Source organism: Rickettsia endosymbiont of Lasioglossum villosulum, from assembly GCF_964026455.1.
In the GTDB taxonomy this organism is placed as follows: Bacteria; Pseudomonadota; Alphaproteobacteria; order Rickettsiales; family Rickettsiaceae; genus Rickettsia.
This window is the reverse complement of record NZ_OZ032152.1, coordinates 387975-402170: the sequence shown is the minus strand read 5'-3', so window position 1 is coordinate 402170 and position 14196 is coordinate 387975. Positions and strand designations below refer to the sequence as shown.

Here is a 14196-nt window from a genome sequence, read left to right as displayed (position 1 = left end):
ATACTAAATATTAAATTCATTATACATATTTGTATATTTTCCTATAATATCTTTAGCTAATTCAGCTATATTAGCATTAATTTATTATCAGATGATAGAAAACTAAATATAATAATCATCTGAAAGTCAAAAAATCATGCATAAATTATTATTAACTTTAAAATTAATGCGAGCAGATAAGCCGGTAGCTTATTTACTAGTCTTCTTCCCTGCCTTATTTGGTTTACTGCTTGCCAATCCATCTAGAGCAGATTTAATATATTTACTACCACTATTTATCCTAGGCAGCATCACAACAAGAAGTAGCGGATGTATTATCAACGATATATTTGACCGAAAATTCGATAAGCATGTTGCACGAACTAAAAACCGCCCTCTAGCTAGCGGTATTTTGTCTATAAAATATGCTATTGCCATACTTTTTATTCTTGGTATAATCTCGCTTTTTATTTTGCTAGCTTTGAATAAGACAGCCATATATATAGGTTTTTTCGCAGTGATGATGATTAGTATATATCCGCTAATGAAGCGTGTTACCTACCTCCCGCAAGTTTTTTTAGGTTTTACATTTAATTTAGGAACGCTAATAGCCTATGCAGCAGTTCAGAATAAGCTGGATATAGCAGCAATTACGATGTATTTAGCCTGCTGTTTATGGACGATAGGGTATGATACGATATATGGATTTATGGATATAAATGACGATAAGAAAATAGGAGTGAAATCCTTAAGCATTTATTTAGAGAATAAAGCATATAAATTTTGGCTTTATATATTTTACGTTGGATTTATTTTATTATTTATTTCAGCTGCCGTCTATAATCTAGACTATCTACCTATCCTCGGTGCTTCAACCTTATTAATATTACAAATAGCAACTTTAGACATTCATAATCCGGCTAATTGCATGACAAGATTTAAAGCAAATCATTATGCCGGATTGCTATTAAGTTTAGCCCTAATTACTAAACAATTATACTCCTGATTCTTGCAGGAAGTTTTTGCGATTTATTTTTCATAAAGTTTAGAAATTGGCTAACTGAATCTACTATATCGTCATTTTTGATATGCGGGAAGTTTAGTAATTCCTTTAAGGCTATGGTTGATTGTCTAGGCACTAACACTATACCAGCTTGAAATAACGGCACTACCGAAGCAAATCTTGTAACTTTATCAAGCTTAGGCTTAATACCCACCACTCTAATATTATCACCTAAAAAACCTAAATCTTGAATTAGTTGCTGACCGCTTGCTTTATCTTCTATTAATATAAATCTTGGTTTATATTGATTTGCTAGTTTTTCCGTCAAATTCTTCAGCTCAGGATAATTAATTTTTTTCCGAACCAATGAAATAAGGTAATATTTCTGCCCTAAAATACCCCATATAGTGCAAACGCTATAGTCAGAATCTTCAGAAATCTTAATCGCCGTATCCCAGCTTTGGACTAAATAATCAAACTTCTCAGGCAAATTTTCATAAAAGCTAATATCTTCCATATTAAGCAGTGATGAGCCTTGTGGTATAGGCTCTTGTAAATATTGAGCATGATAATTATAACTACCTATTTCCTGTTCTAATTTTGCTAAGCAATCAGCAGGCTCTTTATAATTCTCCAATACTTCACCTTTAACATAAGAATTTGCTGTTAGTTCAAAAGAATAATCACAATCAGCAATAGCCGGAATTTTTAAGTGATGCCACCCATTGCTACTATTAAGCAAATATCCAGCTAAATCATCACTATGTAGACGCTGCATAACCAAAACTATCGCACCACGATTACGATTATTAAGCCTACTGACAAAGGTTTGTTCAAACCAATCTATCACTTTTTGACGTATTTTATAAGAATGTATTTGCGTAGGGTTATGCGGATCATCGATAATTAAGATATCCCCGCCCTCCCCTGTAGCCGAACCACCTACCGATGTTGCAAATCTAAAACCATTAGCAGTTGTTAGAAACTTGCTTTTTTGATTATGAGTTTTGCTAAGTATAGTATTTGGGAAAAGTTCCTTATACCAATCGGAATTTAAAATAAACCGACAATCAAGCGAATGTTTAACACTAAGCATTTGAGAATAGCTAGCCGACATAATACGCTTGGTTGGGTCAAGTCCTAATAAAAAAGCAGTCCAAGCAACACTAACGCAGATAGATTTCAAACTCCTAGGCGGTATGTTAATTATTAAACGATTAATATCACCATTCTGCACAGCCCTTAAATAATCGCTAATTATGTTAATATGTTTACTGGGATAATACTCAGCACCTGGATTAATAGTATTAAATACCTTAATTATAAAACTAGGAAAATCCTGACGCAAAACCGAATTTAATAATTCTTTTGAATAGATCATAATATATTATTGTAGTAGTCAGGGCTTCACTCCTGTCATCCCGCGGCTTGACTGCGAGATCCAGCATAAAGCGAGATAAATTTTATTATTTTCTGGATCCCGTGGTCAAGCCACGGGATGACACATTGTTACAAATTACCACAAAACCTAGTTGCCATTAATCTCTCATAGTATATAATTTAAAAAACTATAGTTAATTTACTTATGAAGCATTTAAAGATCATTTTAGCATTTATTATATTTACCTACTCGCCTATCATATTTGCAGAAGAGTTAGATTCTGTTACGACTACTGAAGATATTGAGAATGATATATTTAACCTTATTAATAATGATCCACCGGTTTTAAATTCCAATCAAGCCATTAGTGATAGTACAGAATTCAAAAATTGTGATAATTGTGAGATTATTGCCTTAAATAAGACTACTGCTAAATCTGAAAAACTTACGTTTAAAGTTGGGGAAGAACAATATTTCGGTAATATAAAAATTAAAATACATAAATGTGTTAAAAACCTTGATCCGTATAACGAAGATAATTATATATTGATGACTATAACGGAATATATAATTGACGAAGACCCTAAATTACTTTTTCAAGGGTGGATGACCTCCGGCAGCATTTCACTTTCCACATTCGAACACCCTATTTATGAAATCTTTGCTAAAGAGTGTTTTTAAGTTAAAATGATAAACTACTTTTTTATATTCTTAATCCCAAGCCTTGGCATGGTTGCCGGCTTATCAGTCGCAGCTACTGTAACGGTGTTTTTACTCATATCATTACTACAAAATATTGCCGCATGGATACCTAATCGTCATTGCGAGGAGCAAAGCATTGTTACAATCTCATTTAACATCCTGAGATTGCTTCGTCAATTACTTTGTAATTTCCTCGCAATGACGATAAAAACAGAACTACTATTCGCTGGTTGGTGCTTGATATCTTGTTTATTTGCAATTAAACCTACCAACAACCTAATTAATTTTGTTCAAGTCTTTACAATCTTATTTCTTGGCTTTGTTGTCAGTAATTTCAAGCCATTTCAAAATCGCCCACAGCTTAAAAAAGCTTTAATATTTGGTACTCTTACGGCAATTTTACTATTCTTTATTGAATATTTTTCCCATGGCTTCTTAACTAAAATATTTAAGGCAAATTTTAACCTTTATATGCTAGATCGAGGTTGTGCTTTACTTTCAATTACTGCGTGGGTAGTAATAGCTATTTTAATTTATGATAAAAAATATTATCACGCTCTAATATTATATATCTTAGTACTTTATTTATTAAGTATCTCTGATAGTTTAGCAAGTTTTCTAGGATTTAGTTTAGGCGGGATAGTATTTATTTTAGCAAGACTTATAAAGCCGATATTTTCTAAACTAATAATATTCGGTCTAATAACCGGCTCGTTACTATTTCCAGTTATAGCCATACAAATTAATCCTAAGGAGTTATCAGATAAATATTTATCTACCCATCCATCAGCGGCACATCGTTTATTTATCTGGCATTTCGTTGCAAATAAAATTGCTGAAAAACCGCTTATGATTAATGGCTTTAACTCTTCTAAATATATAGAAGTTAAAGATAGTGAAATGATCGATTATAAAGGTGAAAAATGGCATCCTTTGCCGCTTCACCCGCATAACAATATACTACAAATTACTCTTGAGCTAGGGCTAGTGGGATTAGCTTTATTCTTAATCTTGATTTACAAATACCTTAAACAAATTGGTAATATAGGAAATGATAATTTTAGAGCAAGCTCTTATGCATGTTTCATAAATTATTACATTATCGGCATGATTTCATATAATGTTTGGCAAATATGGTGGGTGGCAAGCAGCATTTGGGTACTAATTTTAATGAAGTTATTAGTCAAACCCGATATTGTCATTGATAAATAATGTTATTTGGGGTAAATATAGAATACAGTGTCATTGCGAGGAGCAAAGCGACGAAGCAATCTTGTCAAGCATCCTGAGATTGCCGCGTCGATGCTTCGCCTCTCCTCGCAATGACACCAAAACATAACAATAAAATATATGCTGCAAAACTCAGAACTTTTACAAGAATATTTACCTATTGCTATATTTTTTGGTATTGCAACATTAGTATCTAGCTTAATAATGATTCTACCGAATTTATTAGCCACTAAAAAATATAATAAAGATAAATTAGAGCCTTATGAATGTGGGTTTGAACCTTTCGACGATGCCAGATCAAAATTTGACATACGATTTTATTTAGTCGCTATTTTATTTATTATCTTTGACCTTGAAATCACATTTTTAGTTCCTTGGGCTATTAGCCTTGGAACAATAGGCAAAATAGGCTTTTTCTCAATGATGTTCTTCTTATTCGTACTTACTGTAGGCTTTGTGTATGAATGGAAGAAAGGAGCTTTAGATTGGGAGTGAGAAATACGGGATGTCATCCTGCGGCTTAATTTTCGTCATTGCGAGGAGCGTAGCGACGTGACAATCTCAGGAATATTATATTACTTCATGAGATTGCTTCGTCGAAACTTGCAGTTTCTTCTCGCAATGACGCTCTCGATTTACGCAACTATATTTAACTTTATGTAAGAATAAAAATGCATAATAATTTTTATCAGGAAGACGAATTGCTAAATAATGAGCTTTCAAATCGAGGGTTCTTATTAACTAAAGTCGATGATGTTATTGGCTGGACGAGAAGCAATTCCTTATGGCCTATGACCTTTGGGCTTGCTTGTTGTGCTGTTGAGATGATGCAAGCAGCAGCAAGTAGGTATGATATGGATCGCTTTGGCATGCTGTTTAGACCAAGCCCAAGACAGTCCGATCTTATGATAGTTGCAGGAACGCTTACCAACAAAATGGCACCGGCATTACGCAAAGTATACGACCAGATGGCTGAACCTAAATGGGTGCTTTCAATGGGTAGCTGTGCTAATGGCGGGGGATATTATCACTTCTCTTATTCAGTAGTACGAGGTTGCGACCGCATCGTACCGGTTGACGTATATGTCCCTGGCTGCCCTCCTACAGCGGAAGCTTTAATTTACGGGCTTATGCAATTACAAAAGAAAATCAAACGCACTACAGGTTTTAAATATGACGCTAGAAAAAATCATTGAGAAGCTTGCCGCTAAATCAAGTATATTGATAACTTCCATCACAGTTAAGGATTACCTAGCGTATAAAGTTGAGCCAAGTTTTTTATTACCTTTCTTAAAAGCTTTAAAAGAATCAGAAGAGCTACGTTTTACTGTACTAACCGACTTATTTGGTAGCGATTTCCCTGACCGATGTTATTCCCGCAAAAGCGAGAAGCCAGGGAAAATAGACTTAATAAATAAGAGGTTCGAGGTAGTTTATAACTTACTAAGCTTAAAACTAAATAAACGTCTTATCATTAAAACTTATGTGTCTGAAAAAGAAAGCGTACCATCTATAATCAATATATTTAATGCCGCTTGTTGGTATGAGCGTGAAGTTTATGATATGTTCGGCATAAATTTTGACGGCAATGATGATAAACGGCGAATACTCACCGATTATGAATTTGAGGGGCATCCTTTACGTAAAGACTTTCCGTTAACCGGCTATACGCAAGTTAAATATGATGAACAGACGAAAAAAGTAGCATACGAACCGGTCAATTTAGATATAGAATATCGGGAGTTTGATTTTAGCTCACCTTGGCACAGCCCTACTTATGTATTACCAGGAGATGAGAAAGCTAAATGATTAGAGTGATTACTAGTAAAGCAATGATTCCGTATATCGTAAAAGGTCAACGAAATAAATTAACTTTAGATAAAAATTTTTCATTAAAAATAGATACAGAATTTTTTAAAGCATTTGTTGAAAAAGAAGTACCCTATATACATCTATGTACTATTAATGACTTTTCAAAACATATGGTAATTGATCCTGTAAATAAATCATTTATACGTTACATTGAAGATTCTAAGTCTAATTATGGATGGCAAATAAATTATAATAAGTTTTCTTTTTCATACCAACTTGTTTTAGCAAATAAACAAAATCAAGAATTATATAATACTTTTGCTTATTTTAAGCCTTTTCAATTTGATTGTATAATAACCGATAATTTTGAAGTATTACCCTTAGGTTCTATTAATATAGAAGAAATATAAAATAATGTCATTGCGAGGAGGGACATAGTCCCGACGCGGCAATCTAGGAAAAATTATGAAACAACCGACTGATATTATTACTAACAAAGCATGAACGTAAATTGGAAAAATTTATATGATGAAATTATTTAACTGGATTGCCACGTCGCCTGTGGCTCCTCGCAATGACAAATAATATGACTAATAACACCAAAAGTATAACGTTAAATCTTGGTCCGCAGCATCCGGCAACGCACGGCGTTTTAAGGCTAATTCTTGAAATGGATGGGGAAGTAGTAAATAATGCTGATCCTCACATTGGATTATTGCATAGAGGTACCGAAAAGCTGATTGAGCATAAAACATACTTGCAGGCTATCCCTTACTTTGATCGCCTTGATTATGTTTCACCAATGTGTCAAGAACACGCTTTTGCTTTAGCTGCTGAGTCGCTATTAGAGTGCGAAATACCACGAAGAGCTCAGTTTATCAGGGTACTATTTTCAGAACTAACGAGAATCCTGAACCACACCTTGAATATAGGCAGCCAAGCTTTAGATGTCGGAGCAACCACCCCTTTATTATGGCTATTTGAAGAGCGTGAGAAAATCATGGAATTTTACGAGCGTGTTTCCGGCTCTCGTATGCACTCAAACTATTTCAGACCGGGCGGCGTTGCTGAGGATTTACCTGATGGTTTACTCGAGGATATAGACAAATTTATTGATCAGTTCCCTCCTAAGCTGCAAGATATTGAAAATCTATTAAATGAAAATAGGTTATGGAAGCAGCGTTTAGTGGATATTGGCGTTGTTTCCCAAAAAGAGGCAATGGACTGGGGGTTTTCAGGTCCGATGCTCAGAGGTTCGGGCATAGCTTGGGATTTGCGAAAATCAAACCCTTACGACGTGTATGGTGAAATGGATTTTGAAGTACCGATCGGTAAAAACGGCGATTGTTATGACCGATATTTAGTGCGTATGCTTGAGATGTACGAATCTATTAAGATAATCAAACAGTGTATAGAGAAAATGCCGCAAGGTCCGGTTAAAACCGATGATCCAAAATTAGCACCACCAACAAGGGCTAAAATGAAAGAATCTATGGAAGCAATGATCCATCACTTTAAGCTTTATACCGAGGGGTATGATGTTCCAGCTGGTGAGACTTATAAGGCAGTAGAAGCCCCAAAAGGTGAGTTTGGTGTGTATTTATACTCTACTGGTGGCAATAGACCTTACAGATGCCGAATCAAAGCCCCAGGATTTGCTCACTTACAAGGTCTTGATTTTATGTCCAAAGGTCATTTAATGGCAGATGTTATTACTATTATAGCAACGCTTGATATAGTATTTGGTGAGATCGATAGGTAGACTCGTTTTATTTGAAAAATTGGCTACGTCGCTTCTCATTTTTGATCCTCACTTTACTCGCGTGTACGCTGCGGTCAAAAATTCCGAGGCTTCTTGCTCTTTTCCAAATAAAACTTCGTCTACTAAATTATTCATGATATTAGGAGTATATGAATACAAAAATTACAAATTTTAGTTTTGATAAGAAAAATTTAAGTCTAGCGGAGGATATCATAAAAAAATATCCACCGGAGGGCAAAAGAAGTGCCATATTACCACTTCTTGATTTAGCTCAACGTCAAAATGGTGGCTGGCTGCCTGTTCCTGCTATTGAATATGTGGCTAATATGCTAGAAATGCCGTATATGCGAGCTTATGAGGTGGCAACTTTTTACACTATGTTTAACCTTAAGCCTGTCGGTAAGAATCATATCCAAGTGTGCACTACTACCCCTTGTTGGCTACGTGGTAGCGATGATATAATGAAAACTTGCAAGGAAAAACTTGGCATAAAAGATAAAGAAGTTACAAAAGATCAGAAATTTAGCTTAATTGAAATTGAATGTTTAGGAGCATGCGTTAACGCTCCGGTAGTGCAAATTAACGACGATTATTATGAAGATTTAACGCCGGAAAAGATGGAAGAGCTAATAAATAAACTGCAAAATGACTAGTATATTATTATTGTTACTCAAATTCTACCAATACTTTATCTCCCCGTTGCTAGGTAATAATTGCCGCTTTTACCCTACTTGTTCAGAGTATGCTAAAGATGCTATAACCTCGCACGGCAATATAAAAGGATTATGGCTTGCTGTTAAAAGAATAATCAAATGCCAACCTTTTTGTGATGGCGGATATGATCCTGTTCCACCTACTAAATAAAAATGAATAATAAATTAATCCCTTTGGGACGTGAGTTTTTTGCAAGAGATACTAATATAGTAAGTCAGGAGCTGCTGGGTAAGGTTTTATATTTTCAAGGCAAAACAGCTATTATTACTGAAACTGAAAGCTATATTGGACAAGACGATCCAGCTTGTCATGCTGCAAGAGGTCGTACAAAAAGAACTGATATAATGTTTGGTCCGGCTGGTTTTAGCTATGTTTATCTGATTTACGGCATGTATTATTGTCTAAACTTCGTAACCGAAACTGATGGCTTTCCTGCTGCTACTTTAATTAGAGGAGCATATATTATTTCTACTAAGGATTTATATACCGCAGATACTTCAAAAGTTGGAAGTCAAATAAGTGGTGAGGCAGCTAGGCATAGAAAACTACGTGAGCAAAGGCACATCCCGAAATTTGACGTACCAAATCTTGAAGTATCAAAGTTAGATGGACCAGGCAAGCTATGTAAATATTTAGGGATTAACATCTCTCATAATAAAATTGACCTAATCAATAACAACGAATTTTTTGTTAGCGACATCAATTTAAAACTCCCCTATTCTACCACTACACGCATCGGCATAACTAAAGGCATAGATAAGCTATGGCGTTATGTTGTCACCAATCCTATTGATTTAACAAAAATATCATTTTAACTAAAAGCAGAAATTTGGAAGAAAATTATTGGAGCGGGTGAAGGGATTCGAACCCTCGACTTCGACCTTGGCAAGGTAGCGCTCTACCCCTGAGCTACACCCGCTTAAATATAGAATAATTAGCTGTGGGCATTTTAATATTTGAATTTAAGGGGATAAAATTCATTATTAATATTAAAACACCCTTGTGCTTTTTATTTAAGCGACTTTGAATATAAGAAATAATGGAATAAATTGCAACAGTTAAATTAGAAAATTATTAATATATTGCATTTATTTTAAAACGATTTTTTCAGTTCATAAATCAACTCAAGAGCTTCTTTAGGCGAGAGTTTATCGGGATCTATGGTTTTAAATTTTTCTTCAAGTTTAGAATTCTGCATCTGTTTAGGAGGCTCAAGAGCAAATAAACTCAAATTATTTGACTCTGTCGATAAAATATTCTTTCCTTTACCTGCTGCATTTTTCTCGAATTTAAGCAGAATCTGCTCGGCTCTATTAATAACACTTGCAGGCAGCCCCGCTAAGGCTGCAACATGGATGCCATACGATCTATCAGCTGCACCTGCTATAATATTATGTAAAAATAAAATATCTTTGCCTGATTCCTCAATAGCAATAGTATAATTTTGCATAGCTGGCAGAAAATTATCCATAATAGTTAGCTCATGATAATGCGTTGCAAATAAGCAGCGACATTTTAATTTATCATGGATATATTCAAGCACCGACCAAGCAATAGATACACCATCATAAGTTGAAGTACCTCTGCCGACCTCATCTAATATAATTAGGGAGTTTTTGGTAGATTGTGCAAGGATCGCTGACGTCTCTAGCATTTCTGCCATAAAAGTCGATTGTCCTTTAATCAGGTCGTCAGCTGCCCCGATTCTGCTAAATATTTTATCCACCATCCCTATTCTAGCACTTTTAGCAGGCACGAATGAACCTATTTGAGCAATGATTGCGATAATGGCATTTTGCCTTAGGAAAGTACTTTTACCTGCCATATTAGGACCAGTGATTAGCCAAATACGCTCCGCTTCCGATAAATGACAATCATTATGCACAAAGCTTTTTCTCTCTTTATTCAAAGCTTCTTCGACTACTGGATGCCGCCCTTTAACGATGTCAAAGCTTAAATCATCGGTAAATTCAGGTCTGACATAATCATTTTCACTTGCAATATAAGCAAAATTACAAAATACATCAATACCACTTAGAGAACTGGCAAGAATCCGCAAATAATCGGATTGCTTCGTTACCCGCTTGCATATATCTTCGTATAACTCTTTTTCCAAACTCACTACCAAGGTTTTAGCATTAACTAGATCACTTTCAAGTTTTTGCAATTCAATTGTAGTATAACGCACGCTATTAACAGTCGTTTGACGATGAATAAATTTAGGGTCATTAATCTTATTAGCATTTTTAGCGGTGATATCGATAAACAGCCCTATCACATTATTGTGAGATATTTTTAAACTATCTATTCCCGTTTCTCTTTTATACTGATCTTTTAGTTTTTCAATATGTAATTTGCCGTTATTAATTAGATCATGTAACTGTAATACTTTTGGGTGATATGAATGTTTTATAACACCACCATCATTTAAATTATTCGGGGCATCTTCGCATATGCTTTCTTCTATTAAATTATATAGCTCATCATTTCTTATTAATGGCTTAACAATTTTTTCAATAAAACTTGGTAGCTCAAAGCCATAATTATCGAAAAATATTTCTTTGATAGAGTTAGCCGTCTCTAACGTATATTTAATACTAAGCAAATCACGCCCCGAACCTCTATTCATAGTAATACGGGTTAAACAACGCTCTATATCGCTAGTTTTCTTTAGTAGCTCACGGACTTTTGCGGTTATATCTAGATTAGAATGGAAAAACTCCGTTATATTTAAACGCTGATTTATTTTATGAGTATCAGTTAACGGACTTGATAGGAAGTTATATAACAACCGCCCACCTTGTTTAGTAACAGTGTGGTTAAGGGTGCTAAGCAAGCTTCCTTTATTCCCTCCGCATGAATTTGTAACAATCTCAAGATTACGTCTTGTTGAAAAATCAATTGTCATGTAGCTATGAAAATCGATAATCTTTGGCTTTGGTAAATTGGGGATATTTTCTTTTTGCGTTAGGGTAAGATATTCCAAGATACTACCTATCGCACAAATTTGACTGCTAGATATTTCCCCTACCCCTTTAATATCTTGCATCTTATAAAAATCTAGAATAATCTTTTCACACTTATTAGCGGCAAAAAAACTATCGACTTGATAAGTAATGCGGAAATTTAGTTGCTTGGAAATATTACTCGCAAGATCAGAAGACCTTAAATGCTCGCTAAGCAGAATTTCATGAGGTTTTAGGCGAGCAAGTTCATTAAGAATTTCAAGCTCAGGAACATTAACTACAAAAATCGTGGAAGTAGAAAGGTCAGCATAGCAAAGTGCTGCCGTATCTTTGTTTTTCGGCACAACAAGACTTGCTAGATAATTCGGCTCAGCAGTGGTAATTAGGTTTTCCTCAATCACTGTGCCAGGTGTTATAATCCGGGTAACATTTCTATTAACTACTGCCTTATAACCTCCTCTATTTTTTGCCTCTTCAGGGGTTTCAAGCTGATCGCAAATAGCGACCTTATAATTTTCTTCGATTAATTTAGTTAGGTAATTCTCAAGAGCATGGTAAGGTACGCCGCACATCGGGACTTCTTCATCACCATTCTTACCCCTCTTAGTTAGAGCAATACCGAGTACGCCGCTAGCAAGCACGGCATCTTCATAAAACATTTCATAAAAATCACCCATTCTAAAAAGCAATAAGCAATCTAGGTGAGCAAATTTAATATCTAAATATTGCTGCATCATTTTAGTAGCAGCATCATAACCATATTTATGCTTAAACTCTTGAAAATTCATACCAAGTAAAATTATTTATATACTGGCTTATGACTATATAAGAATGTGCTAATGAATTAAATATATATTTTTTATTATCAGATTTTTAGATAATCATTGCCGTATTTTTCAACATATTCTTTATATTTACCTTTAAAATCGATAATATTTCTTTTATGAGAAAGAGCGATAATTCTAGTTGCTAGGCTTGCAAAGTCACGATCGTGAGTAACTAATATTACTGTACCCTCAAAATCAACCAAGGCTTTTTTAAGTGCTTCTCGTGATTCTAAATCAAGATGGTTTGTTGGCTCGTCAAGAACTAAAATATTGCTTTTTTCTAGTATCATTTTAGCAAGTAATAATCTTGCTCCCTCTCCACCACTTAAATTTAGAATATTTTTATTTACTTCATCACTACGAAATAATACCTGCCCTAATATATTTCTTATGGTGTTCTCTGTTTCTTTTTCAGCGTAATTTTTAAGCCAGTCAAGAATGCTAATATTTTTATTAAGTAATTCATGATGATCTTGAGCAAAATAAGATATTTGTGCTTCATATCCCCATTCATAACTACCCTGATCAGCTTCTATTTTATTCATCAAAATTTTTAATAAAGTAGATTTGCCGATACCATTTGCACCGATAATGATAATTTTCTCGCCTCGTGATACGCTAAAACCTACTTTATTTAATATTTGTTTATCCTCAAAACTCTTAGTTATCTGATCAATTTTTAATACTAACTTCCCTGAAGATCTTAGCTGCAAAAATCTAAATAACGGACTAATTCGTGAAGTTTTTTGCAAATCCGGCACTTGTATTTTTTCTAACTGCTTTTCTCGCGAGCTACTTTGCCTTGCTCTTGTACCTGCTCTAAATTTATCCACCCAAGCTTGCATATTTTCTATTTTTTTTTCTAAAAAATTTCGCTCACTTAATTTCTGTTCAGCTATTATTGCTTTTTCTTGAACAAAATTATCATAATTACCCGTATATGATTTTATTTCTCCATAATCTATATCTAAAATATCCGTTGCAACATTATTTAAAAAAGCCAAATCATGTGAAATAAAAATTAATATTCCTTTAAAAGAATTTTTTAAATAATTCTCAAGCCAATAAATTGAAACAATATCCAAATGGTTTGTCGGCTCATCTAATAATAAAATATCAGGATTATTAAACAGACTTTGAGCAAGTAAAACCCGCAATTTATAACCCCCTGATAATATAGAAAGAGGCTCATAATGATATTTTTCATTTATCCCAAGCCCTGTAAGCAAACTACTTGCAAAAACTTCAGCACTATATCCATCATTATCAAATATTATTTGCTCAAGTTCACCAAGCTTATAGCCATCTTCATCACTACATTCTTGCTTATTCAATATTTCTTCTTTTTCTTGCAAGGCTTGCCATAATTCTTTATTGCCTGCTATTACCGTATCTATAATTTTGGTATTTTCAAAGAGAAATTGATCTTGCTTTAAACATCCTACTTTAGAATTTTTAGGTACATTAACCTCGCCGAATGCCGGTTCTTCCTCTCTCATTAAAACTTTAAAAAAGGTTGTTTTACCAGCTCCGTTGGCACCTACTAAACCATATCTTTTATTATCTTCTAAAAAAATCCTTTATTTCGATTACTTTCAAAAAATCCATATCATGTGAAATAATTAACATCGCACTTAGATATGATTTTAAAATTTGTATTATATGCTCCTTTGTCTCTAAATCAAGGTTGTTAGTGATTTCATCAAGTACTAAAAGCTTTGGTGAGCTAGCTGCAATTTTAGCTAGGCTTAATCTAGCTTTTTCCCCACCTAAAAGCTGACTTACTTTATTATTCACTTCTTCATTTTTTCTAAATAAAA

General features: G+C 34.2%; 15 protein-coding genes and 1 tRNA gene. 11 read left to right on the top strand and 5 right to left on the bottom strand.

What is annotated here, in order from left to right; genetic code table 11:
• The first annotated feature begins 136 nt into the window (after nt 1-136).
• Entirely contained in the window at nt 137-985 is an 849-nt protein-coding gene (gene ubiA / locus AAGD49_RS01970; RefSeq protein ID WP_341788926.1) for a 4-hydroxybenzoate octaprenyltransferase, read from the top strand.
• On the opposite strand, the gene terL is transcribed toward ubiA, so the two are convergent.
• A complete protein-coding gene (gene terL / locus AAGD49_RS01965; RefSeq protein ID WP_341788925.1) occupies nt 966-2363 on the bottom strand; it encodes a phage terminase large subunit in 1398 nt (465 codons plus the stop codon). The two genes, ubiA and terL, sit on opposite strands and share 20 nt — an antisense overlap.
• Nucleotides 2364-2567: 204 nt before the next feature.
• On the opposite strand from terL, the gene AAGD49_RS01960 reads away from it, so the two are divergent.
• The 10 genes from AAGD49_RS01960 to AAGD49_RS01915 all read left to right on the top strand — a co-directional run bounded on the left by AAGD49_RS01960 (nt 2568) and on the right by AAGD49_RS01915 (nt 9398).
• A complete protein-coding gene (locus AAGD49_RS01960; RefSeq protein WP_341788924.1) occupies nt 2568-3044 on the top strand; it encodes a DUF2155 domain-containing protein in 477 nt (158 codons plus the stop codon).
• Nucleotides 3045-3050: 6 nt separating this feature from the next.
• Nucleotides 3051-4277: an O-antigen ligase gene (locus AAGD49_RS01955; RefSeq protein ID WP_341788923.1), complete on the top strand. Its 1227-nt coding sequence runs from the start codon at nt 3051-3053 to the stop codon at nt 4275-4277.
• A gap of 138 nt (nt 4278-4415) precedes the next feature.
• Nucleotides 4416-4790, top strand: coding sequence for an NADH-quinone oxidoreductase subunit A (locus AAGD49_RS01950; RefSeq protein ID WP_341788922.1), 375 nt, complete (start codon nt 4416-4418; stop codon nt 4788-4790).
• Between the two features lie 176 nt (nt 4791-4966).
• Entirely contained in the window at nt 4967-5491 is a 525-nt protein-coding gene (locus AAGD49_RS01945; RefSeq protein ID WP_341788921.1) for an NADH-quinone oxidoreductase subunit B family protein, read from the top strand.
• A complete protein-coding gene (locus AAGD49_RS01940; protein WP_341788920.1) occupies nt 5469-6104 on the top strand; it encodes an NADH-quinone oxidoreductase subunit C in 636 nt (211 codons plus the stop codon). The genes AAGD49_RS01945 and AAGD49_RS01940 overlap by 23 nt, the downstream gene beginning before the upstream one ends.
• Nucleotides 6105-6127: 23 nt before the next feature.
• Complete coding sequence (locus tag AAGD49_RS01935) at nt 6128-6517, top strand: hypothetical protein (protein ID WP_341788919.1); 390 nt, start codon at nt 6128-6130, stop codon at nt 6515-6517.
• A 176-nt stretch (nt 6518-6693) separates the two neighbouring features.
• Nucleotides 6694-7869, top strand: coding sequence for an NADH dehydrogenase (quinone) subunit D (nuoD, locus tag AAGD49_RS01930; protein ID WP_341788918.1), 1176 nt, complete (start codon nt 6694-6696; stop codon nt 7867-7869).
• 149 nt (nt 7870-8018) lie between these two features.
• Nucleotides 8019-8522 carry an NADH-quinone oxidoreductase subunit NuoE gene (gene nuoE / locus AAGD49_RS01925; RefSeq protein ID WP_341788917.1) on the top strand — a complete coding sequence of 168 codons (504 nt, stop codon included), beginning with the start codon at nt 8019-8021 and terminating at the stop codon, nt 8520-8522.
• Entirely contained in the window at nt 8515-8733 is a 219-nt protein-coding gene (gene yidD / locus AAGD49_RS01920; RefSeq protein WP_341788916.1) for a membrane protein insertion efficiency factor YidD, read from the top strand. The genes nuoE and yidD overlap by 8 nt, the downstream gene beginning before the upstream one ends.
• A gap of 2 nt (nt 8734-8735) precedes the next feature.
• A complete protein-coding gene (locus tag AAGD49_RS01915) occupies nt 8736-9398 on the top strand; it encodes a DNA-3-methyladenine glycosylase (protein ID WP_341788915.1) in 663 nt (220 codons plus the stop codon).
• Nucleotides 9399-9427: 29 nt separating this feature from the next.
• Here AAGD49_RS01915 and AAGD49_RS01910 read toward each other — a convergent pair.
• The 4 genes from AAGD49_RS01910 to AAGD49_RS01895 form a co-directional block, all read right to left on the bottom strand.
• Nucleotides 9428-9502 (bottom strand) — tRNA-Gly (locus AAGD49_RS01910).
• A 174-nt stretch (nt 9503-9676) separates the two neighbouring features.
• Nucleotides 9677-12337 (bottom strand): DNA mismatch repair protein MutS, encoded by a 2661-nt coding sequence (mutS, locus tag AAGD49_RS01905; protein WP_341788914.1) that lies wholly within the window; start codon nt 12335-12337, stop codon nt 9677-9679.
• 77 nt (nt 12338-12414) lie between these two features.
• Nucleotides 12415-13953 (bottom strand): ABC-F family ATP-binding cassette domain-containing protein, encoded by a 1539-nt coding sequence (locus AAGD49_RS01900; RefSeq protein WP_341789201.1) that lies wholly within the window; start codon nt 13951-13953, stop codon nt 12415-12417.
• On the bottom strand, nt 13937-14173 hold the full coding sequence (locus tag AAGD49_RS01895; RefSeq protein WP_341788913.1) for an ATP-binding cassette domain-containing protein: 237 nt from the start codon (nt 14171-14173) through the stop codon (nt 13937-13939). Before AAGD49_RS01895 ends, AAGD49_RS01900 begins: the two co-directional genes overlap by 17 nt.
• Nucleotides 14174-14196 lie beyond the last annotated feature (23 nt).